General features: G+C 36.3%; 28 protein-coding genes. All 28 read right to left on the reverse strand.

All coding sequences use genetic code 11. From position 1 onward, the window contains the following. Positions 1–366 precede the first annotated feature (366 nt). The gene (gene polA / locus IGJ00_RS08720) at positions 367–3012 is read right to left on the reverse strand and encodes a DNA polymerase I (RefSeq protein ID WP_074799260.1); all 2646 of its coding nucleotides are present in this window, start codon (positions 3010–3012) and stop codon (positions 367–369) included. Between the two features lie 301 nt (positions 3013–3313). Beyond that, positions 3314–3994, reverse strand: a complete 681-nt coding sequence (locus tag IGJ00_RS08725; protein WP_034688779.1) for a Bax inhibitor-1/YccA family protein — start codon at positions 3992–3994, stop codon at positions 3314–3316. 1 nt (position 3995) lies between these two features. Beyond that, on the reverse strand, positions 3996–4469 hold the full coding sequence (locus IGJ00_RS08730) for a MaoC/PaaZ C-terminal domain-containing protein (protein WP_019722649.1): 474 nt from the start codon (positions 4467–4469) through the stop codon (positions 3996–3998). Positions 4470–4805: 336 nt separating this feature from the next. Further along, positions 4806–6140 carry a UDP-N-acetylmuramate--L-alanine ligase gene (gene murC, locus IGJ00_RS08735; protein WP_010735306.1) on the reverse strand — a complete coding sequence of 445 codons (1335 nt, stop codon included), beginning with the start codon at positions 6138–6140 and terminating at the stop codon, positions 4806–4808. Between the two features lie 137 nt (positions 6141–6277). Further along, a complete protein-coding gene (locus IGJ00_RS08740) occupies positions 6278–7036 on the reverse strand; it encodes a YdcF family protein (protein ID WP_019722648.1) in 759 nt (252 codons plus the stop codon). Positions 7037–7057: 21 nt separating this feature from the next. Then, the gene (locus IGJ00_RS08745; protein ID WP_438844333.1) at positions 7058–7525 is read right to left on the reverse strand and encodes a SprT family protein; all 468 of its coding nucleotides are present in this window, start codon (positions 7523–7525) and stop codon (positions 7058–7060) included. Further along, positions 7522–9702 (reverse strand): Tex family protein, encoded by a 2181-nt coding sequence (locus IGJ00_RS08750; protein ID WP_074799263.1) that lies wholly within the window; start codon positions 9700–9702, stop codon positions 7522–7524. Before IGJ00_RS08750 ends, IGJ00_RS08745 begins: the two co-directional genes overlap by 4 nt. Before the next feature lie 299 nt (positions 9703–10001). Further along, positions 10002–10739: a metallophosphoesterase family protein gene (locus tag IGJ00_RS08755; RefSeq protein ID WP_071867663.1), complete on the reverse strand. Its 738-nt coding sequence runs from the start codon at positions 10737–10739 to the stop codon at positions 10002–10004. A 191-nt stretch (positions 10740–10930) separates the two neighbouring features. Further along, on the reverse strand, positions 10931–11869 hold the full coding sequence (gene trhO, locus IGJ00_RS08760) for an oxygen-dependent tRNA uridine(34) hydroxylase TrhO (RefSeq protein ID WP_071867662.1): 939 nt from the start codon (positions 11867–11869) through the stop codon (positions 10931–10933). 194 nt (positions 11870–12063) lie between these two features. Continuing rightward, positions 12064–12435 carry a VOC family protein gene (locus IGJ00_RS08765; protein ID WP_019724568.1) on the reverse strand — a complete coding sequence of 124 codons (372 nt, stop codon included), beginning with the start codon at positions 12433–12435 and terminating at the stop codon, positions 12064–12066. Positions 12436–12617: 182 nt separating this feature from the next. Then, complete coding sequence (locus IGJ00_RS08770; protein WP_071867661.1) at positions 12618–13007, reverse strand: hypothetical protein; 390 nt, start codon at positions 13005–13007, stop codon at positions 12618–12620. A 107-nt stretch (positions 13008–13114) separates the two neighbouring features. Next, a complete protein-coding gene (locus IGJ00_RS08775; protein ID WP_233433774.1) occupies positions 13115–13513 on the reverse strand; it encodes a hypothetical protein in 399 nt (132 codons plus the stop codon). A 66-nt stretch (positions 13514–13579) separates the two neighbouring features. Then, complete coding sequence (locus IGJ00_RS08780) at positions 13580–13888, reverse strand: hypothetical protein (protein ID WP_438745068.1); 309 nt, start codon at positions 13886–13888, stop codon at positions 13580–13582. A 265-nt stretch (positions 13889–14153) separates the two neighbouring features. Next, positions 14154–14561, reverse strand: coding sequence for a contact-dependent growth inhibition system immunity protein (locus tag IGJ00_RS08785; RefSeq protein WP_065095964.1), 408 nt, complete (start codon positions 14559–14561; stop codon positions 14154–14156). 89 nt (positions 14562–14650) lie between these two features. Further along, a complete protein-coding gene (locus IGJ00_RS08790) occupies positions 14651–14839 on the reverse strand; it encodes a hypothetical protein (RefSeq protein ID WP_438745070.1) in 189 nt (62 codons plus the stop codon). A gap of 11 nt (positions 14840–14850) precedes the next feature. Further along, a complete protein-coding gene (locus IGJ00_RS08795; RefSeq protein ID WP_438745072.1) occupies positions 14851–15015 on the reverse strand; it encodes a hypothetical protein in 165 nt (54 codons plus the stop codon). A gap of 247 nt (positions 15016–15262) precedes the next feature. Continuing rightward, positions 15263–15457: a hypothetical protein gene (locus tag IGJ00_RS08800; protein ID WP_438745074.1), complete on the reverse strand. Its 195-nt coding sequence runs from the start codon at positions 15455–15457 to the stop codon at positions 15263–15265. Between the two features lie 213 nt (positions 15458–15670). Then, positions 15671–16171 (reverse strand): hypothetical protein, encoded by a 501-nt coding sequence (locus tag IGJ00_RS08805; protein WP_438745076.1) that lies wholly within the window; start codon positions 16169–16171, stop codon positions 15671–15673. Between the two features lie 358 nt (positions 16172–16529). After that, positions 16530–16958, reverse strand: coding sequence for a hypothetical protein (locus IGJ00_RS08810; protein WP_438745078.1), 429 nt, complete (start codon positions 16956–16958; stop codon positions 16530–16532). A gap of 242 nt (positions 16959–17200) precedes the next feature. Then, positions 17201–17701, reverse strand: a complete 501-nt coding sequence (locus IGJ00_RS08815) for a hypothetical protein (RefSeq protein ID WP_074799265.1) — start codon at positions 17699–17701, stop codon at positions 17201–17203. A 9-nt stretch (positions 17702–17710) separates the two neighbouring features. Next, positions 17711–19186 (reverse strand): transposase, encoded by a 1476-nt coding sequence (locus IGJ00_RS08820; RefSeq protein WP_438745080.1) that lies wholly within the window; start codon positions 19184–19186, stop codon positions 17711–17713. Then, on the reverse strand, positions 19183–19530 hold the full coding sequence (locus tag IGJ00_RS08825) for a DUF3958 family protein (protein WP_438745082.1): 348 nt from the start codon (positions 19528–19530) through the stop codon (positions 19183–19185). The genes IGJ00_RS08820 and IGJ00_RS08825 overlap by 4 nt, the downstream gene beginning before the upstream one ends. Beyond that, positions 19530–19811, reverse strand: a complete 282-nt coding sequence (locus IGJ00_RS08830) for a TIGR04197 family type VII secretion effector (RefSeq protein WP_438844334.1) — start codon at positions 19809–19811, stop codon at positions 19530–19532. Before IGJ00_RS08830 ends, IGJ00_RS08825 begins: the two co-directional genes overlap by 1 nt. 216 nt (positions 19812–20027) lie before the next feature. Beyond that, positions 20028–21419: an L-cystine transporter gene (locus tag IGJ00_RS08835; RefSeq protein ID WP_019724480.1), complete on the reverse strand. Its 1392-nt coding sequence runs from the start codon at positions 21417–21419 to the stop codon at positions 20028–20030. A 209-nt stretch (positions 21420–21628) separates the two neighbouring features. Further along, complete coding sequence (locus IGJ00_RS08840) at positions 21629–22033, reverse strand: DUF1149 family protein (RefSeq protein ID WP_019724590.1); 405 nt, start codon at positions 22031–22033, stop codon at positions 21629–21631. Between the two features lie 52 nt (positions 22034–22085). Continuing rightward, a complete protein-coding gene (locus tag IGJ00_RS08845) occupies positions 22086–22706 on the reverse strand; it encodes an HAD-IA family hydrolase (protein WP_177187653.1) in 621 nt (206 codons plus the stop codon). Positions 22707–22760: 54 nt separating this feature from the next. Further along, on the reverse strand, positions 22761–23183 hold the full coding sequence (locus IGJ00_RS08850; protein WP_233433775.1) for a hypothetical protein: 423 nt from the start codon (positions 23181–23183) through the stop codon (positions 22761–22763). A gap of 66 nt (positions 23184–23249) precedes the next feature. After that, positions 23250–23921, reverse strand: coding sequence for a hypothetical protein (locus IGJ00_RS08855; protein ID WP_438713145.1), 672 nt, complete (start codon positions 23919–23921; stop codon positions 23250–23252). Between the last annotated feature and the right edge of the window lie 202 nt (positions 23922–24123).

Here is a 24123-nt window from a genome sequence, read left to right on the forward strand (position 1 = left end):
TTAAATTGAACTTATTTGGGACAGAAATAAAATCTTTTTTGTTCCTGAGCTTAAAACCGAATAAACGGTGTTCCAGAAGCTGACCTTCAACATTACGCAATAAAATTGTAAAATATAAAAAACTATTTTTTGATTTTCTATCTTACGGCTCAGGTCAAAATGCGTTTATCACAACCTTGATAAACGGTACTCCAGAAACAACTCCTTCAGGAATAAGCTAAGAAACCCAAAAATTTAAAAAACAATTTTCGGGTTTCTCGCCTTATTCTCGGAGCTGGATATTTCAGTCACAATCTACTCCCGCATCGAACGAACCCGATCCAAGTGCTTCCCTCAAAGTTTGTCTGTCAGTATAAAAGTAAAGAATTATTTTGCTTCATACCATGTTTTGCCCCAACTGCTATCTGTGATCAATGGGACATGTAAAGCAACCGCCTGTTCCATTACTTCGCTGACTAATTTATCTAACCTCTCTAATTCACTTTCTGGCACTTCAAAGACTAATTCATCGTGCACTTGAAGCAACATCGTCGCTTGCAAGTCCGATTCTTTCAAGCGTTTGTCTAATTCGATCATGGCGATTTTCAGGATATCCGCCGCACTTCCTTGGATTGGTGTATTGATCGCTGTTCGTTCAGCAAATGAACGAATGTTGTAGTTTCTTGAATTGATGTCGGGTAAATAACGACGACGATGGTATAACGTTTCAACAAAACCTTGATCTTTCGCTTCACGAACGATACGCTCCATGTATTCTTTGACACCTGGATATTTTTCAAAGTACGTATCGATATATTGTTGAGCCGCTTTACGAGTAATGCCTAAGTTTTGTGATAACCCATAATCAGAAATTCCATAAACGATTCCGAAATTGACTGCTTTCGCTTGACGACGCATATTTGGTGTCACGTCTTCGGCTTTTTCAATGCCGAACACACGCATTGCTGTACTTGAATGGATATCTTGTCCTTCTAAAAAGGCAGCTTTTAAATGCTCGTCATCTGAGATATGCGCCAATACACGTAATTCGATCTGAGAATAGTCAGAAGAATAGATCAACCAATCTTCATTTCTAGGAACGAATGCTTGACGGATCTTGCGACCTTCATCTAAACGGATCGGAATATTTTGTAAGTTGGGATCAACTGAACTCAAACGGCCTGTCTGCGTCAATGTTTGAACATAGCGAGTATGGACTTTCCCGTCCGATTGGATCACTTTCAGTAAACCTTCGACATAGGTCGATTGGATTTTAGCGATTTGTCGATAAATCAAAATATCATCAACGATCGGTGCTTGCTCACGCAATTGTTCTAAGACATCAACCGCAGTCGAATACCCTGTTTTGGTTTTTTTGATCACTGGAAGACCCATCTTTTCAAAAAGGATGACACCTAATTGTTTGGGTGAGTTTAGATTGAATTCTTCTCCAGCCTCTTCATAGATTTTTCGTTCGATCTCTCTCAATCGATCCGAAAATTCGATTTTCATTTCTTGAAGGCGAGTCGCATCCACTTTGATCCCACTGATTTCCATTTCAGCCAAGATGATCGACAAAGGTAATTCCATTTTTCGGAAAAGATCTTCTTGATTTTTTTCTGCTAGTTCTTGACTTAGTTTAGGTGTCAAGCCATTGATTGCTGAAACTTTACGTGCTAGGTGGGCAAAGAAAACTTCTTCATCTTCTGGTAGACCTTTCTTCGCGCCTTTTCCATAGATTGCTTCATCCGATTGAATATCATGGTACCCATAATGTGATGCTATCCCTTCGATGTCCTCACTTTTCTCGTTCGTATCCAATAAATAAGCACCTAGTAAGACATCAAAGTCGATCCCTTGTAATTTCGTTGCATAGCGGTTCAATGCCACATACGTACGCTTAGCATCATATACATTTTTCAGGCGAGTCTTGTCCCCGATCCATGAAAGAAAGGCTTCATTTTCAAAAATCGCTAAGTCATTTGTCACATAGATTTTCTCTGGTGTTCCCCAAGCCACACCAACGATGTCTTCTGTATGATAGTTGTCGCCCATCATCTCGACATATAAAGCCATATTTGTCTGGAACATGCTTTCATCATATTCATGGACCACTTCAAACAAAATATCTTTCATTTCTACTTGTTCTTCGACCACATCTAATTTAGCAAGGAATTGTTTGAAATCCATTTCCTTGAAGAAAGGCACCAGTTTATCTAAGTCTTTCCCTTGATAAGCAAGAGATTCAATATCAACTTTTACCGGCGCATCGGTATCGATCGTTGCTAATTTTTTAGACAAGAAAGCTTGCTCTTTGTCATTGATCAGATTTTCTTTCATCTTACTTTGTTTCATTTCGTCGATATGTTCATAGATCCCTTCAACAGAGCCATATTGATTCAATAATTTGATCGCTGTTTTTTCACCGATCTTTGTTACGCCTGGGATATTATCTGAAGCATCCCCTGCTAATCCCTTCATATCGATGATTTGTTTCGGTGTAAGTCCATCATATTTTTCCGCCACATGTTCTGGCGTATAACTTTCAATATCACTTACACCTTTCACAGTAATATCGACTTTGATTTCTTTTGATGCCAATTGTGTTAAATCTCGGTCACCGGACAAGACAACTACATCGAATGTTTCTTTATCCACTTTTTCTGCTAAAGTACCAATGATATCGTCTGCCTCATAGTTCGGCAACTCGTAATACTTCACACCTAGACCGGTTAGAAGCTCACGGATATAAGGCATTTGTTCTTTGAATTCTCCCGGTGTCTTTGAACGGCCACCTTTGTATTCTGCATACATTTCTGTTCGGAATGTTGTTTTCCCCGCATCAAAAGCAACCAAAACATGGGTTGGTTGTTCTTTTTGCATGACATTTTCAAACATATTATGAAACGCATAGATTGCGTTTGTATGCAACCCATTACGATTTTTAAAACGTTCCAACGAATTGTGCAACGCAAAGAATGCACGAAAGGCCACACTATTTCCGTCAACGAGCAATAATTTATTTTTAGTCATCCGCTTAACTCCTTACTATAAAGTTCTTTCTCATTCTAACAAAGAATGCCAAAGAATGCGAAAAGAAAAAACGGACAGGCAAAAGGTTGTTAGAAAAGCGGTCCGTACTAAGGAGTAAGATACCAGTGTTACTTTTTGAATACCGTTTATCCTAGATCGCGAACAAAGTAATTTAGGATAAAAATAGTGATTATTGGTATCGACGACCCAAAAAAAGAACCCACTAGAATTTGACGATCAAATTCTGTGGATTCTTTCTTTTCATATGAGAGATATTTTTATCTTGTTCTTCGTTTATTGCTTAGTTATTACGTCCAAAGATTCGTAAGAATGCCAAGAACAAGTTGATGAAATCTAGATATAGTTGAAGTGCCAAGAATACGGCAATCCCACTATTTGCTTGTCCATTTGATTGGACATATACATTTGCGATCTTTTGGTTATCATAAGCAGTGATACCTGCAAAAATCACGACAAGTAGTAATGAGATGAACAATTCAACTGCACTACTTCTTAAAATAAAAACATTCAAGACCATCGCAATGATCACACCGATCAATGCTGCCATACCGGCACGACCCACACCTGTTAGATCTTTTTTAGTGAACATCCCGATTGCTGACATCCCAATGAACATCCCAGTTGCTGAAATAAAAGCAGTCGTGATCGTTCCGATATCATAGAAAGCTAATGTAACAGCTAAAACTATACCGTTCAACAAGGAATATGCGATAAATCCACCGATTGCTAAGCTTGGATTTTTTTGTGCTTTTGCTCCTAAAACTAAAACCAAAATGATTTGGACGATCCATAATCCCATAAAACCTAATGGAAAATTATTGATGAAACTTGCTACTTGATAAGGAAAGACTTGGATCGCTAAATAGGAAGTGATCGCACTCAGCGCTAGACCGATTCCTAAAAATCCGTAGACTTTCGCATAAAAGCGGTTGATACTATTTGATATGATTTGATTGTTCATCTTATTCACCTTCACTTTCAAGAGTTAATTCTTGTTCTAATTCTGGTGGTTGTACCATGACTACCGCATCTAATACACGATTGTCTTGTGTATTCGTGGCCTCCACTGAAATAGTCACAACATTTTTCATCTTATCCACTCGAATGACTTCAAACTGAAAAGTCAATGTTTCATAATGAAAAACCGGCTCGACAAAATTAGCTGAAAAATTCACCACATGAGAACCTGGACCAGGCAAGTGTTTGGACACTGCACTTGTTATGATTCCCATTAGCATCACAGTTGGAACAATGGGTTGATGATATTCCGTTTTCTGTGCAAAATCATGTTGGATATATAAAGGGTTGGCATCGTTTGTTAATCCTAAATACAATAATAACTGATTATCTTCAATTGATTCTGTTAAAGATAACGAGTCACCTTCCTCGATTTCATTGATTGTTTTTCCTAATTTACGCGGTTTACTTATGTTCAAGTTTAAACCCTCCAGTTTATTTATTCATTCGTACCAATTGTACCAAATCATACAAAAAACGCAAGTTACAGAACATGCTTTGGTCTTTCACTTATGTAAGCAATCACTTCGATGATCGTACATTATTTATTGTAGACTATAGCATAGTTGAATAAAAACCGTTCGTATTTTGTCTGGATACTTTAGGATTTCTTAATTCGATCGAATACGTACGGTCACTATAAGCAGGCGAAACATTACTGAAAACGAACTACCCATCACCCACAAATAAACGTCAAAAGGGGCTGCCACCTGACAATCCCTTTTGACGCTAACTTCTTTTATTCACTTAAGTGATTACAGAACGTTTTTCGTTGTACTGCTCAATAATTTTTCATAGGCTTGTTCAAATTTTTGAACATCACCAGCACCCATGAAAATAATCACTGCTTCGTGGTAGTCTAATAACGGCGAAACGTTATCTTCTTTGATTACTTGACCACCTTTTTTGATTTTTGCTCCTAAGTCTTCGATTTTAACGTCCCCTTGTTCTTCACGGGCAGAACCAAAAATATCACATAGATACACACGGTCAGCTAAATCTAAGGCTTCGGCAAATTCATCCATCAAGGCAATCGTACGAGTAAATGTATGTGGTTGGAAGACTGCAATGATTTCTTTGTCTGGATATTTCTGACGTGCGCCATCAATAGTTGCTTTGATTTCTGCTGGATGGTGAGCATAGTCATCAACGACTGTCATATCAGCTACGATTTTCTCGCTAAAACGACGTTTCACTCCAGGGAATGTCAACATTTCGTCAGCAACTTCTTTCACATCTAACTTTTCAAAGTAGGCAACTGCGATAACACCAAGTGCATTCAAAATATTATGTTTTCCAAATGCTGGAACTGTAAAGTGTCCAACAAACTCTTCGCCATGGAACACATCAAAAGCTGAACCAGTTGTCGTACGTTCAATATTACGTGCTTGGATATCGTCATCTTCATTCATACCGTAATAATAGATTGGCACATCCGCTTCTAACTTTCTTAGATAGTCGTCATCTCCGTAAGCAAAGATCGCTTTTTTGACTTGTTTTGCCATCGTTTGGAAAGCTGAGAAAACATCATCGATACTTGTATAATAATCAGGATGATCAAAATCGATATTCGTCATGATCACATAATCAGGAGAGTAAGCTAAAAAGTGGCGACGATATTCACATGCTTCAAAAGCAAAGAATTCTGCCTCTGGATCACCATGACCAGTGCCGTCACCAATCAAGTAACTTGTCGGACGAATCCCTGTCAATACATGTGATAATAGACCTGTCGTACTTGTTTTCCCATGGGAACCAGTGACAGCGATACTCGTATAATTTTGGATAAAATCTGCAATAAAATCATGGTAACGGATTACTTCTAATCCAAGCTCTTTTGCACGTTGGATCTCTTCGTGTGAATCTGGAAAAGCATTGCCGGCGATCACGATCATTCCTGGTTTGACGTTTTCTGCATCAAACGGCAAGATAGAGATATTGGCTTTTTCTAAATCTCTTTGAGTAAAGAAATATTTTTCGATATCTGATCCTTGGACGTTTAATCCTTTTTCATGTAATACAAGTGCCAAAGAGCTCATTCCTGAGCCTTTAATACCAACAAAGTGGTACAAATTTTCTTGATTTTTCATTTGAATCCTCTTCTCTTAACTATCATCCATTATTTTATTCATACATTCAACACGAAACCCATTATCTTATAAACAATAAAAAATTTCAACCAAATTTATTCGGATGATTTTTAGTTCCTTAAATATTAGTGCCCTGATTACCTTTTTAGCGAAACTTTTTCATTCATTGCTAAGAGACGTAAATAAGCAGACCACACCTCATCTGGGATGTCGACATGACCGATAAATCCCGTTCCATTAGGTCCGTAACCTTGGGCATCATCTTTCAAACGAACCATTTCTCCAAATACTAAGGCTTGGAAATAATCAGAAGGCCACAAGTCATTTAGTCTTTGATCAGAGAAGTTGAATCCCTTCGTACTTTCTGTCACTTGTGGAAGTATCGGTACATAATTATAAAAATGAACAGACTCATTGCCCCAATCCTTCTCAAAAGTCGCCTTTGTTCGTCGTTGCAAGGTCGGATCATTCATTAAAAGAACACGTTCAGGTAATGGGCCCTGTGCTTTTAATAACTTGTAAGAAAATGAAGCATTCTCGCCACAATTGGTTGACTTCGTTTCTAACAATAGTGCCTGTTCAGGTAACCTATATTTTTCAAGCAAATAGCGGGCACAAATCTCACTTTCACTTAAACCTTGTTCAAATAAGAATCCTTGTTTTTCAAAATTTTTATAGAGATACTTCGTCGCATGTCCGATCCCACCAACTAAAACGATTTGCTCAACCTGCTGATTCAAGTATGCCTTTGCTGCTTCATCTACTAGAACGGGCAGACAATTCCCAGCTAAAATCAGTGTTGGTGCTTTTAGTTCCGAACACTCCTGTGGTTCAGGGTCTGCTAAAAAATCCAATAAGCAATTCCAGTCTGCAATTCTTGATGGTTCACCTGTCATTCTGTTTCTCTCCTCATACAATTATTCAACATCCAAGTACGTGGTTTCTTTCCATACCAATCGTCCTCTACAACGCCCACACAAATAGCGATCTGTATTGATTTTCCTTTTACGATAAATCCATTCAGCACACTTTTGGCATTGATATCCTTCGATTTTTTGCCTTCTATTTGAAGGAATGGCAGGTGCATAACGTAACCCACCCGTCTTTAACAATAAATGTTTGAAATCTGAGTCACGATGACGATAGCCTTTTCCAGTCAAGTGAAGATGATAATGACACAGCTCATGTTTGATGATCCCGATGATCGTAACTTGATCGGCTACTGCAAACATCGTCGGATTAAAATCCAAATGGTGGTCATTCAAATGATACCTACCACCTGTTGTTTTCAAACGCTTATTGAACATTGCTTGGTGCATGAACGGACGCTGGAAGCTTGTTAAAGAAATCTCTTCGACTAACTGTTGTAATTCTTCTTGTGTCAAGCTTGTTCCTCGTAAGGCGAAAGCATCGTCAGACTGATGCGCCCTTTGTTCGTATCCACTTGTTCGATCCAAACAGTGACGACATCCCCAACGGAAACAACGTCAGTTGGATGTTTGACGAATTTATTGCTTAATTTAGAGATATGGACTAAACCATCTTGTTTCACCCCAATATCAACGAATGCCCCAAAATCGATCACGTTTCGGACTGTTCCTTTTAATTCCATGCCAGGTTTCAAGTCTTCCATACTCAATACATCTGAACGCAAAAGTGGCGCAGGCATTTCATCTCGCATGTCTCGTCCTGGTTGGGTCAACCCTTCAAGAATATCTTTCAATGTTTCTTCACCTACTGGCACCTGTTGCACCAAACGTTGCGGAGAAAGTTGACTTAATTTTTCGATTGCTTCTTTTGTTCCTAAGTCTTTTTCAGATAATTGGTTTGCCTGTAAGATCTCTTTTGCTACTGCATAACTCTCTGGATGGATCGCAGTATTATCAAGTACATGTTTCCCACCAGGCACACGCAGGAAACCGATCGCTTGTTCATACGCTTTTGGCCCTAAACGTGGGACCTTCTTCAATTGCGTTCGAGAAGCAAATGCACCATTTTCTTCTCGATACGTCACGATGTTTTGAGCAGTCGTCTTATTTAGACCAGAAATATGTTGCAACAACTGAGGACTCGCTGTATTGACATCGACTCCTACTTGGTTCACTGCCGTTTCAACAACAAAATCCAACTGTTCTGCTAATCTTTTTTGTGAAACATCATGTTGATATTGTCCAACGCCAACAGCCTTCGGATCGATTTTCACTAGTTCAGCCAACGGGTCTTGTAGTCTTCGTGCAATCGACACTGCACTCCGTTCTTCGACTTGTAACTCAGGAAATTCTTTACGGGCAATATCACTTGCAGAATAGACAGAAGCTCCGGCTTCATTGACGATGGCATAAAACGCTTGATGTTTGGCTAACTTCAACTGTTCTGCCACAAATAACTCCGATTCACGGCTCGCCGTTCCATTACCGATCGCAACCATATCCACATGGTACTGATCAATCAATTTCACAAATGCAGGGCCTGCTTCGGCTCTTTTTGCTTGATTTGCCGGTTTATGCGGGTAAATCACTTCGATCGCTAAAACCTTACCTGTCGCATCCACCACTGCTAATTTACAACCGGTACGATAAGCTGGGTCAAAGCCTAAGACAACTTTCCCTTTTAAAGGTGGTTGTAATAACAAGTTACGCAGATTCTCACCAAATATAGCGATGGCTTGTTCATCCGCTTTTTCGGTCAATTCATTACGGACCTCCCGCTCAATCGCAGGTTGGATGAATCGTTTGTAACTATCGTGAATCGCCAAACGTACATAACTAGCAGAAGGCGAAGCTGTATCAGGAATCAGTTGTCTTTCCAAGTAAGTTAAAAGTGCAGCTTCATCAACCGTTAAATTGACTTTCAATACTTCTTCTTTTTCTCCACGATTGGTCGCTAAGATGCGATGAGAAACGATTTTATGAATCGGTTCAGAAAAATCATAATACATTTCGTATACGCCTTTTTCATCATTCTCTTTGTTCTTGACCGTACTTTCATACAGGCCCTTGTTGTACGTATAGGAACGGACCCATGTTCTGAATTTTGCATTGTCACTTACCTGCTCCGCAATGATCTCATGGGCACCTAGTAAGGCTTCTTCAGGAGACGGAACTTCTTCAGTGACGTATTTAGCTGCTTCAGTCAAAACATCCTCAGATGTAAAGGTCAATAACCAAGTGGCTAAAGGTTCTAACCCTTTTTCTTTCGCAATCGTTGCTTTCGTTCTTCGTTTTTGTTTGTACGGACGATATAAATCCTCTACTTGTTGCATTTTTACAGATTGTGTAATACTTTGTTGTAATTCTGGAGTTAATTTTCCTTGTTCATCAATCAAACGCAAGACTTCGGTTTTACGCTTTTCTAAATTTTCTAAATAAGCATAGCGCTCTTCAATTTCACGGATTTGTACTTCGTCCAAGCTTCCGGTCATTTCTTTACGGTAACGAGCAATAAAAGGCACCGTATTTCCTTCTGCTAATAGATTTAAAACAGTCGTCAACTGTTTTGCTTGATAATCTGCCAATTCTTTCTTTACAAGATCTAGAATCGTTGGATTTACTTTGTCTGTCATTAAATAGCCTCTTTTCTAAGTCGAAATCGATTCTTGCTACGGTTTACTCATTAAAAAGCAAGAATCAAAAAATCATACTGATTTATTTTAGCATAGATTCTGGTATTTCTAAATGTAACTAAACAGTGTCTAGAACAAAAATAAAATTCATTTTTGTTTTTAATTTTAAAACGAATTATCGGTGTTCCAAAATCTGACCTTCAGGACTAAGCGAAAAAGCCCAAAAATTTGAAAAACAAATTTCGGGTTTCTCGGCTTATAAATCACAACTGGACACTTTTATCAAAAACTTTTTTTGATCAATCACGTGGTTGCCATGGTCCTTGATTGTTTTGATACTCGATATCTTGGATGATTCCAATTGGATCAAAAACGACACCATGCATTGATCCGCCAAAGACAGCCCCACCGTCGATCCCGATTTTCTGATCTTGTATCCATAAATCAGTTGTCTGCATATCTCCATGGAGTAGTGGCGTGATCGTATGACCAAATACGATCGTCTTACCCGTCCGATTCTTATGCTCATGAAAAGGCTCTCTGATCCATAAAAAATCTCTAGGGCTAGTATCACGCCAATCTTTTTTAGTTAGATCAACACCCGCATGGACAAAAAGATAGTTTTCCCATTCATAATATAAAGGCAAATTACATAAAAAATCGACCAATTCACGATATCTTGAACGAATCATCATGGCAATCTCAGTTGGTGAATATTCTTCTGCTGCACCTGGATGCAAAAGACTTTCCATTGTTTCTCTTCCACCGTTTCGTAAATAAGACGGATACCAGTCTTCTGGTTCTTGGAGAAACTGTAAGAAGTACTCTTCATGATTGCCTCGCAAGTAGATCGCACCAGTTTCTTTCACTAACTTCATTCCTAGTAATAAGCAATCTTTTGTTTTTGGTCCACGATCATTCAAATCACCAATCAAGACTAATTGATGAAGATGTAGATCATAATGTGTTAATAGCTTTTGAAAAAGATCATAACTTCCATGGACATCCCCGATTGCATAGACAAATGGTTTATTCATGATACCACCACCTTTTCATTTGATTATATCGTAATTCCACTATCATAGGTAGCAACAATTTCCGAATAGTTAAAGGAAAAATCTCCTGATTTCAGATTAAAATGAGAGCCACGAAAATTTGAAGAACAACTTTCATGACTCTCATTTTATTTTATAAACACTAGCTACGTCTGCTTTTATTGTTAGAAAAATTATACAAATGCTGCTAAATGTGCATCGATTTCTTCTGTTGTTAGATTTCTTTCTTTGACATAGCGATTATGCGGATGTTTGGCACATGCTACTGAACATGATCCTAAATGTTTTTCTTCGTTTTCCACTGATGCTAACATTTGACGATTACACTCTGGATTTGCACAGTTGATATAACGTTCGCAAGGAGTACCATCAAACCAGTCTTTCCCTACGATCTGCTTATCTACATGATTGATGTCGACAGCGATACGCTCATCAAAAACATACATTTTGCCATCCCATAGTTCCCCTTGGACTTCTGGATCTTTGCCATATGTCGCAATACCACCATGCAATTGACCGACGTCTTTAAATCCTTCTCTCACTAACCACCCTGAGAATTTCTCACAGCGGATGCCACCTGTACAGTAAGTAACGACCCGTTTTTCCATAAACTCTTCTTTATGGTCACGAATCCATTGTGGTAGTTCTCTAAAGCTACGGATATCAGGGCGAACCGCTCCTCTAAAATGCCCAAGATCATATTCATAGTCATTTCGTGCATCGATCACAACCGTATCTTCATCAAGAATCGCTTCTTTAAACTCTTTAGGCGATAAATAAGCGCCCGTCATTTCTTTTGGATCAATGTCATCTTCTAGTTTTAGTGAAACTAGTTCAGGACGCGCACGAACAAACATTTTTTTGAACGCATGACCCTCGCTAGGATCAATTTTGAAAAATGTGTCAGCAAATCGTTCATCTGCCAACATCGCTTCCATGTATGCCTCAGTTTCTGCGATCGTTCCAGAAACCGTGCCGTTGATTCCTTCTTCTGCGACAAGGATACGACCTTTCAAATTCAAAGATTTACAAAAAGCAAGATGCTCCTTCGCAAAAAGTTCAGGATCAGTGATCGTTGTATATTTATAATATAATAGTACTTGGTAATCCATTTAGTTACTTCCTTCCTACAATTCATTCCATAATAGTATAAAGAAGTCTAACTGAAATGACGATTTTTCTGCTTGTGCATTTTTGCGCAAGTATAGTTTACATAATATAAATATTGTAATTTTATGTATTCATAGACACAAAAAAACCGACTAAAATTTCAGTCGGAGTTCTTGCTTCATTCTTACTAAGTAAGTTATTTTCCTGTCACAGCAAAGTAATTCCCATCAGGATCTGCAAAGTTGAATACATATTCTTCACCTAAATGGACTAAATCACCTAATGTCACTTCTAATTGTTGCATCTTTTTGTATAAACCAAAAATGTCCGCACTATAAAACATCAAAGAAGGTGCCCCACTAGCTGTGCCTGGTGAATGCTGTTCGATAAATTCACGATCATATAAAACAAACGCAGTACCCGCATCTTTTGATTGGGCAATCTCAATAATCAATGTACCATCCATTTCTTGACGATCCAACACAACAAAACCGATCTGCTGCCAGAAATCTGCATTTTTTTCAACATCATCTACGTATAACATGATTTTCATTTCATTTGTAAACATCTATTCATTCCTCCACTTTTTTCGTCCTAGCTAGTTTAGCATAGCTGGTACTGAAAATCTATGTTGGAGAGGTACGGATGAGAAAAGTGATTTATGTCCTTCATTTTATAAGTAAACTTATCTTTTACTAGTCAAGTCTATGCTATATGATAGTAATCAGTCAAAAATGTTTTAATATAGCATTATTCGAAAGCTGCATGAATAATAGTCTTCACTTGGATAAGATCTTTTCGAGTATATTTGTAACTTAACTTTTTTTGTTTACTAAAGGACTCACTTGCAGAAATTTTATTGATATAGTACACATCCCCTTTTTCGTTTGCAACTTCTGATAAAACTGTTCTGCCGATTGAAACATCATTAATATATTGAAATTTTTCACCACTATCATCTTGTCCACCAAAAAGAAAAATTTTACAATCATATACTTCATTTATTTGCATAAAATCAAAATTTTTAAAACTAGTAACAGCAGAATCATCAAAACATAAATCAATTGTAGCTGTATCTAAATTTTCCAACTCTAAATTCCGTGTAGCTACTGATGCTTCTATGGAAAGTAGTTTATACATGCGCATGCTCCTAGTTTAAATAGTTACGTGGATTGCTCTTGTTGGTAAATCGGTTGATTCGTTACTTCTCGATTCTCTAACTTTCGTCAGAAACCAAAACATTTATTTCAACTTGATTTTTCTTGCCAAAAGAATCGATTTTCTTCCATGTTTAATTTTTCCACCTGAATCTCTTTACAAACGATATTCATTGTCATCATCGATAGATCAAGAGAACATTCTACAAAGTTCTCATTCCCTTCATATTTTTTCAAGGAAATATCTTGTCCTTCATATCCAAGTTGCCCCCCTCGCATTTCTTTTACATTATCGATTGTTCGCCAATTTGAATCGGTCTCATAACTGACTTTATAACAAGATAAAAAACAGATTTTCCAACAACTTTCTTCATTATTTTCTATAAAAATGTATACCTCATCACCATAATACTGAGTTTGAATATCCAATATTGACATATCCCAGTATTCAGTATTATCAATTTTATTTTGTAATAATTCAATATTCATCATTTACCTCCAAAATTATTACTCATAGTTGATATAGATTGTACTCAAATAATTATTTTCTAAAAATTAAACAATTGCTTGTACTACTTCTTCCAATATATTTTTTATTGAATTTTGATTGATCTTGCTGATATCGAAACACCTTAATTGATCAATAGTAAGCGACTTATCATTGATCAACCACGGTGAATCATCATACCATCCCTCATGATGAAAATATTCTTTCACCATCCCCTTTTTTTCGACATTACAATCTAATAAATGATCTAAAATAGTTTCAAAATAGCCGTTCCAAATGATAAGTTTATTATTAGCAGATACAAAAGAAAGCTCCGATTCTCCTTCAAAACCTTCATAAAACCTATTGTCAATCATAGAATCCATTCCTTCCATTGACCTTTATTTAATTGTTCTGTAGTGATATTCACTGCTTTCTTCAGTTATTGCATCGTACTATTCTTCACCTGTTTTAAGCCTCTAGTCAGCAATATTTGATGCGATGCGTAATAGGGAATATTTAGTTTCGTTGATCCATATATCGCCGGATTGCACGGTAAAGACATTTATTTCGTACGAAGAATGTTTTCTGTTGATTAACGATTGATTTTGGCTCAAATTATCTTTTCACTCTTTCTAAAGTTTACAAGTTAGAAATTATTTTTTTTAATTGTTCATATTTCTCCATAAATTCGTCTCTTTCAAAAGCAAAATCCCACAGATGATTATCTATATTTTGATCTATGTGTGAAGGTAATTCTTTTAGTTCTTTTGTATATTTTTTCAATTTCTCGATCGACACATTTGCTAACTGTTCTAAAAAATGTCCGTCCCATAATTCACCAGCCAATGGATCGTTTATAATAAATTCTAACGCTTTTTTTATTGCTAACTCCTCAACCTCATGCTGAGAAAACATTGTGTAAACATCCTTTTCATCTACCTCATCTTCTGTTTTATTCAATAATTTATTTAACCAAATATCATACTTCTTGCTCACAATAGGAAAATCATCATTTATATGATAAATATCTTTTATTTTTTCTGCCATTGATCTATCCATCCATATTTATAAATAAGTCATCTATGTTTCTGAGGTCCTCGTCTTAATGGCTCTGAGTAAACCTATAAATTATATTTCTAAACTCTTTTCAATAATCCGATTAACTCACTATCATCTGATTTTTTTGTTTCTTTTCTTACGTTTTTATCTAAATAGTTGTAAAAAGTGTCAAAGTCTAAATACACTATCTGATTTACTTCTACAGCTGGAGAAGCCAACTCAATCAATACATGTTTATCATCTAGCGGCTTAGGTAATTGTGCCATATCGTAGTCATCTAAATCATTTTCAAAAGATAAAAAAAAACCTCTTCTCCCCATCCTTCCTTATTAGATAATAAATTTAATAACTTGTTTAGATTTCTATTAGCTGCACAAAAAAAAGTTTCCATCAACTCATCTATTTCTTGCTCATTGATTAAAATTTTAAATTTTTCTGTCATCATCTTTACTCCAATTAATAATGATCCATCTAATTAATGCAGAAATTCTTAGGTTGAAATCTACAACTTCTTTACTTTTAAACATCAGTTTTTTATAGTATAGCCCTTGTAGCCATATTCAATGTAATAGGGGTAGTACACGATACTTTTTTATTCGCTTTTATTTATTTATGTATCTTCAGCTCATTGATCGTTACAGAAAAAACATCCACTAATTTGCGTTACCTATACGTCCTATATTTTTTTATCAGTCAAGTGTTTCTTCTTTATTCGTGATTAGCCTGATAAAACTTTCTTCAATAAATTTTACTCGGGTATCTTTTGTACTAACCCCATGAGCCTCACTTATCATATCTATTATCGTTACTTCCCCTTCAGAACTAGCTAATAAATATTGATTACCTTCTAAAAATATTCTGTCGTATTCATCTTCTTCATACATTACATCTTTAAATTTACTATCGTTACTATTATTAGAAACTACGAAATCTATTGTATCTTGCAGGTTACCTTTATCTATTTCTGTAAGATATTTGCTAGTTGTTTTTCTTTCACTATAATCTTCCTTTTAGATTTTGAATAGAGTCAAATTCTATATTTTATACTTATCATACTACTGAAAAGATAAGACAAAATGGGTAACGATTTGATCTATTCATTTTATTTTCCCTGACTCTAAAGAAAAAATTGTTATATCACCATCTTCACACTCAATAACGATCGAGTCATTCCTCTTTAAGTAATAATCTTTAACAATATTTCTGAATCCAATATGCCATAATAATGATCCGCTGCTTTTGTAAACGAGTATATCCAGCTCACAAATAAACACAATGTATTTAGCGTTCGGATCTATCATTATTTCATACAATAGAGAAGGTAAGTTTTCTTCAAAAGACACCGACAGATTTGCAGAATCTATACATACAGAAAGACTATTTATTCCTAAAAATACTTTATTTGAATTAGTTGATATGTACATCTGAGGTTCTAATCCCAAATCATCGTATATAAATCCTACTTCAATTAAACTATGACTAATTTTTATAAATTGGTTGCTTTCTGCTATATCTTCACCGAGTAAGAAAGATTTTTTTCCTAAGCTCTCTTTTAATTCTATTGTTGATTCATAAGTTTTTTTTTCGAATAAATTCACGTATCTCCCACCTTAAATATTTACTACTAATACGCCAACGCCATCCTAAACCGACTCAATTTAAACACCTCCGTTTCGACCTTGTAAAAAGCTTTCTCTTACAGTAGTTATATAATTAAATGGTGTTGTATCAGCTAATTTATTTCATAACTTTTTCTTCCCCAGTTTAAAATATCAGAAGAGCCGATTGATACATTTTCAAATCATCATTAGATAATTCCTACTTATTGGCACACCATAAATATAAATCTTAATTAGCTCAATCTTCTATGATGCTATATTGTATTTCTAATAGGAATTTTTTGTTTGTTGCTGTTCTTCGACTTTTATTTAAAATATGGTTTAATCCATAACGATTTTAGGCACTGATCATTTTATCTACCACAGCGATGACATTCTCAAGAAACTCTACACATTTATCACTGTTATTAAGCATAAAATCTCCAAAGCATAACCAATTTCGTTTTGAATCATAGTAAGTAAGCCACGATTCTTCCTTATCTGGCCTCCATGAACCTGGTTTCAAAGCCTCTTCTAGTTTGATTTTGCCTTTCTGTACCCTTAACGGTAAAATCAAATCTTTTTTATTCCAACTTTCTTTTGGTGTGTATCCCCAAACTTGATTAGCAGAATTTTTAGTAGAGTCAAATCCTATATTTATATAATTTATAAGTAATAAAATATCTGAGTTTAATTTGGGATTAAAATCTAAGTTTCCATCCTTATCATCATACGTTACTTGTCCGTTAATTATTTCATTCTCAAAATTTATATTTAGTTTTATCATTTTTCACCCCATTAAACTAGTTTTTCTATCTAAATTGTTTTTTTTCATTTTATGATTTCTCCTCATAGACTATGGAGCAGGAGTTGAATATGTACGTATAGCCTAAAAATCATCGTTAAGATTCATTCACGTGTTGTATTTTCGATGTACAACTTAAAGTATCAAGAACAAAAAATCATCCACAAACTAGTGATGTGATGATTTTTTGTTCTTGAAATACCTTACTTACTATTTTCTAAAGTTTATAATTTTAATTTTTCTACTAATTTTTTAAAATTACGAATGTTTTTATTTCGCAAAGAATTTAGTTTAATTATTTCTGATAAATAATACTCTGATTTCTCTAATACTTCTGTTCTGAAGTCAGAAAATAGCATTTTTTTATCTTTCCAGAATTGATAATCCGGATTTGAAAGTTTCTCTGTGCGAATCCACCCTCCTTGACCCACTTTAGTACCTGAAACCTTACTAATAGATAGGATTTCTTTATCTCTATAAATTTCTATCCACGTATTAAAAGATTCAATATCATTAATCAAAACATAGTTTTCTGTTTTTAAAATCTCTAAGGCCCTTAAAAAACTTATAAACCAATCATATAGAGATACAGTAAAATCATCTAGTTCTTCTTCCAGGATAATCCCATAGTGTTCATTATCAATTGTGAAACTAAAATAGCCATATTCTCCGATAAGATTGTCTGAATCAATGTTTTCAAATACTTTAAATTTTATTTCAAGCATTTTCTCACCCTATTTCTTAAGATTTCTAAATTCCTCTAAAGTATACCGATACTTCCCATAAGACGTTCCAAATCCTCCATCAGGTTGGATATAAATATTGATTTCCTCTCCATTTATCTTATATAGAAAAGTATCTCCCTTCTTTCCTTGTGACAATAAATCATTATAAGCAATTTCTGTATATTTTTTTATATCTTCACTAGTCCAATTAGAATTGAAAAAGCTAGTTCCATCTAACTTTTCAGTTAATTGATTTTCAGTTAAAAACTGGGATTGTTTCTTGAGAGAATTAATATTATGTTTATTTATATGTGATTGATTATTTTTACTAAGAGGTCTTTTTATTTTAACATCTGATATCGCCCCACCTACCTCCTCAATCTTACCATTCTCCACCTGTTTCACACCAGTAGTCGTCAATACTTTGTAAGACGCATAAGTAAAGCCTAATATCATCAGGGCTTGACCAAGTTCAGATTCATTGATCCATGTGTAGCCGTCTTTGACATATTGCGAGGTAGAGACAATACTGCCTAAGAGTGGGTCTAGTTTTTCGCCGGTTTCGTAATTGACACCTTGACGCCATGCTGCATTGACTTTCTCTTGGTAGGTGTCATACGTCATGAATTGGATCAATTCAGGGTCTAAGTAATGGCCTACTTTCGTGACATATTGATACAGCTCGGGGTTCACGATGCCATAGCCTGATTGCTTGTCTTCGATTTTCCAAAAGACACGTGGGTTGCCCTCGCTATCGTGAATAATAAGAGCATAAACGTTGTACTTTTCTAGTTCTTTGTTTTTAGTTGGATCAATACCTTTTTTCTCGTTGTCTGCTTTTTGCCATTTGTCTTGGATCGTAGTTGTCCAGGACAAATCTTTCGGCATAGAGAATGTCTTCGTTTGACTATTCCAAGCAGTTTTCGTTTGAGCAAGGCCTTGATTGACTGCTTGTTCGAGACTTTTGATTTCTGTAAAAAATTGCGCGGAGCTTTGGTTGTAAGCTAAGAGTTTTTGGAGTTTTTCTTCCAGCTTGTGTTTCAAGTCATGATACATCGTGAGTAACAACGTATTCTGATTGAGTTGAAAGCTTTGATGTTCTTCTGGCATATAAGGTGAAAGAAGCAGTTGCCGTATCCCTTCAGCTTGGGTGATATATTGATTCATTTGACGAATTTGCGCTTCTAATTCGGATTGTTTCAAGCTGATAGAATCAACTTGATTTATGTATTCCTGTGGAAATCGTTTCGCTGCTTTTTCGACCGCTTCGGAGAGTAAAATTCCTCCTTGGACGAGTGGGTAAAGTATTTGAGAAAAATAGGCTTTCGCAGCGTCGTAGGTTTTCCCTTGGAGATTGGGCGTTTGTAAAGTGAATTGAGTGATGGCTTGTTGGAGATTTTGGTAATCAGTGACTTGTTTTTGGCAGAAGTGACTGGCGCTCGTGGCTTGGGCTAAGGAATCCGAAAGATACATATCGATACTCATGTGTTTTGATCCTCCAACAAAATTTTTCTTTTCTCAAAGCTAATCTCATCAAGCTTTTGCGTGATTTTTTGTTGTTGGATCATTTCGTGATGTTGGCATTCATCAAAGCCATTCATCAATCGCCTACTTTGATGTGAAAACTCCGAGGTGAATGTTTCGATGGACGTAAAGGTATTCGATTTCTGGTAAGACAATTGTAATCGAAATAAGAAGTTTCCGATTTCTTTAAAGTGATTCTGGTAATCTGAACGGCAGGCATCAAGTTGTTTCATTTTCTTTTCCTGTTCTTCTCTTTTTGCTTGCAGCAACGTTTCCTCGGTATCAAGATTTGTCCATTGATTCATTAGCGTCTCTCCTTAAAAAGATCTCGACTTAACTGAGTGTCTAGTGTAGAAAATCCTTGAGCAGCAGTTTGCAATTGATTAGCAGCGCCTGAGATAGCTGAGGCAATTTGATTGGCTGAGTTTTTGGCGGACGTTATGCTACTTTGAATGTCTTGATTGCCAATTAGCGTGGTGCGTGTGTCATTTTGAAGCGATGATGCTTGGTTTAAAGGGCTGGTTGCACTGGTGATTCTTGAAGTGGACTGTTGGGCTTGTTGAGAATTACTGCTGAATGTGACCATTGATCTCCTCCTCGATTTATATAGGCTGTATAGAATGCTTATATATTCATTATAACAATACATAACCTTTCGTTGGATGAGAATTGTATTAGATAGGTCTTGTTACCTTATTTTTTTATAGATTTTTGAATCAATTATTTCACGTTTACACTTTTCGGAATATATTTTAGTATAAAAAAAGCGAGAGCAATCTGCTCTCACTTTTCGTTTTTTCGATCACGCATTCACGTCAACGACTTTTGCTTCATCTTTGATCACATCTCGATCAAGATCATTGATACGTGCACTTGTAACAATACCTGCTACCATACTACCACTTACGTTGACAGCTGTACGAGCCATGTCGATCAATGGTTCGACGGAGATAACTAAACCAACGATTGCTACTGGTAAGTTCATTGAACCTAATACGATCAATGAGGCAAAGGTTGCCCCACCACCGACACCAGCTACTCCGAATGAGCTGATTGTTACGATGGCTACTAGTAGCAAGATGAATTGAATGCTAAAGACATCCATTCCAGCTGCTGGTGCAACGATTGTCGCTAGCATGGCTGGGTAAACACCCGCACAGCCATTTTGACCGATCGATAAACCAAAGCTGGCAGCAAAGTTTGCTGTGGCTTCATCTACACCAAGTGCTTTTGTTTGTGTTTCAATATTCAATGGCAAAGCACCCGCACTTGAACGTGAAGTAAATGCAAAACTTAGTACTGGAAATGTTTTTTTCAAGTAGTCGATTGGGCTGACTTTCACACCGATCAAAATCAAGAAATGAACGATCATCACTGCAAACAATGCAAGATAAGACGCTAACACAAATTTACCTAAGTTCAAAATGGCATCAAAATCACTTGTTGCCATCACGTTTGTCATCAATGCGAACACGCCATAAGGTGTCAAACGCAAGACTAACGTCACGATACGCATCACGATACGGTACAAGCTATCGATCATATCTGCAAAGAATGATGCTTCTTTTGGTGCTTTTCGTTTGATTCCTAAGTAAGCAACCCCAACAAATGCCGCAAAGATCACGACAGCAATCGTACTTGTTGCACGAGTTCCGGCAAGGTCTGCAAAAATATTTTTAGGAATAAATGACAAGATTTGTTGTGGAATACTTAATCCTTCCACTGTTTCTTGTCGTGTCGCTAACTCAGAAATACGAGCAGTTTCGGCTGCTCCTTGCGTAAATTCAGCACCTTGAAGACCAAATGCGATCGTCACACCGATCCCAATCAATGCGGAAATAGCCGTTGTTGCTAATAAAGTGGTCAGCACCGTTGCACTGATTTTACCTAATTTTTCTGATACTTTCATTTTTGTAAAAGCCGCAACGATTGAAACAAAGACTAAAGGCATGATCAACATTTGTAAGAAACTAACGTAGCCGTTCCCAACGATACTGATCCAATCCATGGATTGCGTAATAACCTCGTTTTCTACTCCAAAAATTAGTTGCAATGCGCCCCCGAATACGATACCGGCAGCTAGCGCAGTGTAAACCCGCGTTGAAAATTTTGCATGGCGCTTTTGCATACGATAAAACACATATAATAATGCCGCAAAAACTAGAACCACTAAAACTGTGATGAGTGTTGTCATTTTCATCCTCCTCTTAATTTGTAATGACAAGTCCATCTAAGGAAGTAAAGGTTCCCGAGAAGAACTCTTCAGCTCTTCTCCTGAAAATATTTTTTTCAGTGACTTATTCATTCTAGACTATTTTCCGAAATTTTTCCTTACTTTTGCTTACAATTAGTAATAGAAAAAAACACCAGTGATAGCTAATAACTATCACTGGTGTTTTTTTCTTAATTTTCTTCTTTGGCTTTTTCTTCTTTTTCTGATTGGAAGTTCAATTTCACACCTGGCGCATCCAAGGCGATCTCTGTTACTTCATAGGCCAGACGTTTGACCATCTCAAAAAGTGGTGCCACTAATTCATCGACCTCTTCTTGCGTCACATCGTTTTGATCTTGGACTTTGCGATTCAAGATGTGGTTGATTTGACTAACGCTTCCAGATAACACATATGTATCAAATACTAAACGAAATTCTAAACGGGCACCAACGATGCTATGTTCTTTCGGATAGTTTTCAATTGTCTCTTTTAGTGGTGAAAAACCTACTTTTAAGTCAGTTTGTACCTCTTGATCAGGTTTTAAAAAATCATAATGAAAAGCTTCTACTACTTCTTTTTGTCTTCTAATTTCCATTTTATCACTCCTCTGTTTAAATTATAGCATAACTAAAGTTGAAAGGGGATACTTATTCTGCATTCTTTTCGATTGCTAAAATATCCGCTAGATTCGCCACAATATGATCGGCAGGAATCTCACCTAAGAAATGATCGATATCATATAGGCAAGTGTGGATCTTTGCATTGATCCCCGCTTCAATATCTAATCTTCGGTCCCCTACCATCATCGTTTTTTCTGGGTCTAAGTGATACTGATCGATCAAGTGATTGATGGCATCAGGTGCTGGTTTTCTGGCAAAGCCTTGGTCGATACCAATCACTTCTTCGATCAAATCTGCTAGCTCAAAGACTTTTAAAAGTTTCCAAGTAGAAGCCGTTACACGATGTGTTAAAATATAATGTTTTGCTCCATTCTGTTTTAAACGGCGTAAAACCATTTCAGTCTCTTTGAACGGTACTGAGAGTTCCTGATATTGTTCTTCATATTGATGAAACAAATGATTGAAGGAGACTTCTTCTAATTGATAGCTTTCTCGTAGTTTTCTCACCGATTCTTGCTTCATCACACGATAGATTTCCTTTTTTGGGCGTTCGATACCAAAATCTTGTAATGCTTGAGATACTCCTTCAACCATCGCCGGATACGTATCGAACAATGTCCCATCAAAATCCCAAATGTAATTTTTAATCATTCTTTTACTCCTTTTTACTCATTTCACTAGACATTTGACTAGTATTTTTTCTTATACCTTTCTTGTAAATTGCGTGCCGCACTTTTTACAAGTCACTCGAATCTCACCCTTGCCTTTCGGCGCTCTTTGCTTGAGTTGACAAGTTGGACATGAAAAAATCGTGTAGGTAGCGCTAGCTTGTTGTTCAGGTTGACGTTTCAGTTTATTTTTTATTTTTGTAAACCAGCTTTTGATCGCCACTGTTTTTTGTAAATACGCTTGATTTTCGTTTGAACGAACATAGATTTTCTTTGAACTAAATCGAGCGATGGTCAAAGCGATAAAAAAGAAGAAGAGTAGATAGCCTAAACTGAAAGGCAACCAATATCTAACGACAAAGAAAAATAATCCTAAAACTAACAATAAACGATTCAATGGATCAAGACGCGCATATCTCCCTTTCATAACTTGTTGATATTTTTGTTGAGCTTTCATTATACGTTGTATCCAAATAGGTCCCATTTTTTTCTCCATTTCTCTTTTATTCAAAAAGAAAAAGCCTTAGTTGGCCTTTTCCATCGTCATTTGTTGTAACACATGACGGTTCCGCATAAAATCGATCACGATCAGTTTTTTTTCATCTTCACGTTTTACCACTCGAAAGGTATCTTGTAAAGGTAATGTCAACTTCTTAGATTGGATTTCCTTCAAGCGAACAAAACGACGGATCAACGAGAGCAATTGTGGAAACTGGATCGATGTGTGTAATAATTCTGGATATTTTTTTAATAACTGCGTTGTTTTAAACAAATTTCTTTTTCGGCTGATTTGTTTTAAAAAACTTTTTAATATCTTTTGCTGCCGCTGAAAGATTGAAAGAGAGCCTTCTTCATCGATCTGGTAACGCATCTGACGTTGTAGATCTTTCACCGATAGATGTACTTCAGTGGTACCTGACTCTACGTTGATTCCTTGAGGGAAAAGTTCTGAGATTGCTTTGTCCCACTCTTTTAATGATACTTCAAGATAGTCATTCATTGGCAGTTGAAGTTCTTGAATAAAAAAATGCTTGGCAGCTTGAATGCCACCTTGTTCGTAAATTTCACCAATCGTCAACCCTTCTAAATGAAACTCCGGCGAAAAATGCAAGACTGTTTTTTGTTCATCGATTTGCGTATAGATGAATGTCGACCGTTTGAGAATCGTATCTTTTAAAACAACTAAAAAATTCATTCTTCTCCCCCTTTTTTCTATTACAAAATAGCATATTTTCAACTGTTTGTGTGCAAATATGCAGGAGATTTCATAAAATCTTATTCTTTGAATTTTATGCGCATATAAAAAACTTTTTTATGGCTATATTAGTTTTTTTATTCATGTATTTGATGTTATGGGCGATTCGATAACCGTTACCTAGTATCTGAATCTAAAGGTG

Source organism: Enterococcus sp. AZ062 (assembly GCF_051715065.1).
Classification (GTDB): Bacteria; Bacillota; Bacilli; order Lactobacillales; family Enterococcaceae; genus Enterococcus_B; species Enterococcus_B mundtii.

Excerpts from the sequence above, each read along its gene's own strand:
- polA (WP_074799260.1), bottom strand. The coding sequence starts at position 3,012 with ATGACTAAAAATAAATTATTGCTCGTTGACGGAAATAGTGTGGCCTTT.
- IGJ00_RS08725 (WP_034688779.1), bottom strand. The coding sequence starts at position 3,994 with ATGAACAATCAAATCATATCAAATAGTATCAACCGCTTTTATGCGAAA.
- murC (WP_010735306.1), bottom strand. The coding sequence starts at position 6,140 with ATGAAAAATCAAGAAAATTTGTACCACTTTGTTGGTATTAAAGGCTCA.
- IGJ00_RS08740 (WP_019722648.1), bottom strand. The coding sequence starts at position 7,036 with ATGACAGGTGAACCATCAAGAATTGCAGACTGGAATTGCTTATTGGAT.
- IGJ00_RS08750 (WP_074799263.1), bottom strand. The coding sequence starts at position 9,702 with ATGACAGACAAAGTAAATCCAACGATTCTAGATCTTGTAAAGAAAGAA.
- IGJ00_RS08755 (WP_071867663.1), bottom strand. The coding sequence starts at position 10,739 with ATGAATAAACCATTTGTCTATGCAATCGGGGATGTCCATGGAAGTTAT.
- trhO (WP_071867662.1), bottom strand. The coding sequence starts at position 11,869 with ATGGATTACCAAGTACTATTATATTATAAATATACAACGATCACTGAT.
- IGJ00_RS08765 (WP_019724568.1), bottom strand. The coding sequence starts at position 12,435 with ATGTTTACAAATGAAATGAAAATCATGTTATACGTAGATGATGTTGAA.
- IGJ00_RS08770 (WP_071867661.1), bottom strand. The coding sequence starts at position 13,007 with ATGTATAAACTACTTTCCATAGAAGCATCAGTAGCTACACGGAATTTA.
- IGJ00_RS08775 (WP_233433774.1), bottom strand. The coding sequence starts at position 13,513 with ATGAATATTGAATTATTACAAAATAAAATTGATAATACTGAATACTGG.
- IGJ00_RS08780 (WP_438745068.1), bottom strand. The coding sequence starts at position 13,888 with ATGATTGACAATAGGTTTTATGAAGGTTTTGAAGGAGAATCGGAGCTT.
- IGJ00_RS08785 (WP_065095964.1), bottom strand. The coding sequence starts at position 14,561 with ATGGCAGAAAAAATAAAAGATATTTATCATATAAATGATGATTTTCCT.
- IGJ00_RS08790 (WP_438745070.1), bottom strand. The coding sequence starts at position 14,839 with ATGGCACAATTACCTAAGCCGCTAGATGATAAACATGTATTGATTGAG.
- IGJ00_RS08795 (WP_438745072.1), bottom strand. The coding sequence starts at position 15,015 with ATGACAGAAAAATTTAAAATTTTAATCAATGAGCAAGAAATAGATGAG.
- IGJ00_RS08800 (WP_438745074.1), bottom strand. The coding sequence starts at position 15,457 with ATGTATGAAGAAGATGAATACGACAGAATATTTTTAGAAGGTAATCAA.
- IGJ00_RS08810 (WP_438745078.1), bottom strand. The coding sequence starts at position 16,958 with ATGATAAAACTAAATATAAATTTTGAGAATGAAATAATTAACGGACAA.
- IGJ00_RS08815 (WP_074799265.1), bottom strand. The coding sequence starts at position 17,701 with ATGCTTGAAATAAAATTTAAAGTATTTGAAAACATTGATTCAGACAAT.
- IGJ00_RS08820 (WP_438745080.1), bottom strand. The coding sequence starts at position 19,186 with ATGAGTATCGATATGTATCTTTCGGATTCCTTAGCCCAAGCCACGAGC.
- IGJ00_RS08825 (WP_438745082.1), bottom strand. The coding sequence starts at position 19,530 with ATGAATCAATGGACAAATCTTGATACCGAGGAAACGTTGCTGCAAGCA.
- IGJ00_RS08830 (WP_438844334.1), bottom strand. The coding sequence starts at position 19,811 with ATGGTCACATTCAGCAGTAATTCTCAACAAGCCCAACAGTCCACTTCA.
- IGJ00_RS08835 (WP_019724480.1), bottom strand. The coding sequence starts at position 21,419 with ATGACAACACTCATCACAGTTTTAGTGGTTCTAGTTTTTGCGGCATTA.
- IGJ00_RS08840 (WP_019724590.1), bottom strand. The coding sequence starts at position 22,033 with ATGGAAATTAGAAGACAAAAAGAAGTAGTAGAAGCTTTTCATTATGAT.
- IGJ00_RS08850 (WP_233433775.1), bottom strand. The coding sequence starts at position 23,183 with ATGAAAGCTCAACAAAAATATCAACAAGTTATGAAAGGGAGATATGCG.
- IGJ00_RS08855 (WP_438713145.1), bottom strand. The coding sequence starts at position 23,921 with ATGAATTTTTTAGTTGTTTTAAAAGATACGATTCTCAAACGGTCGACA.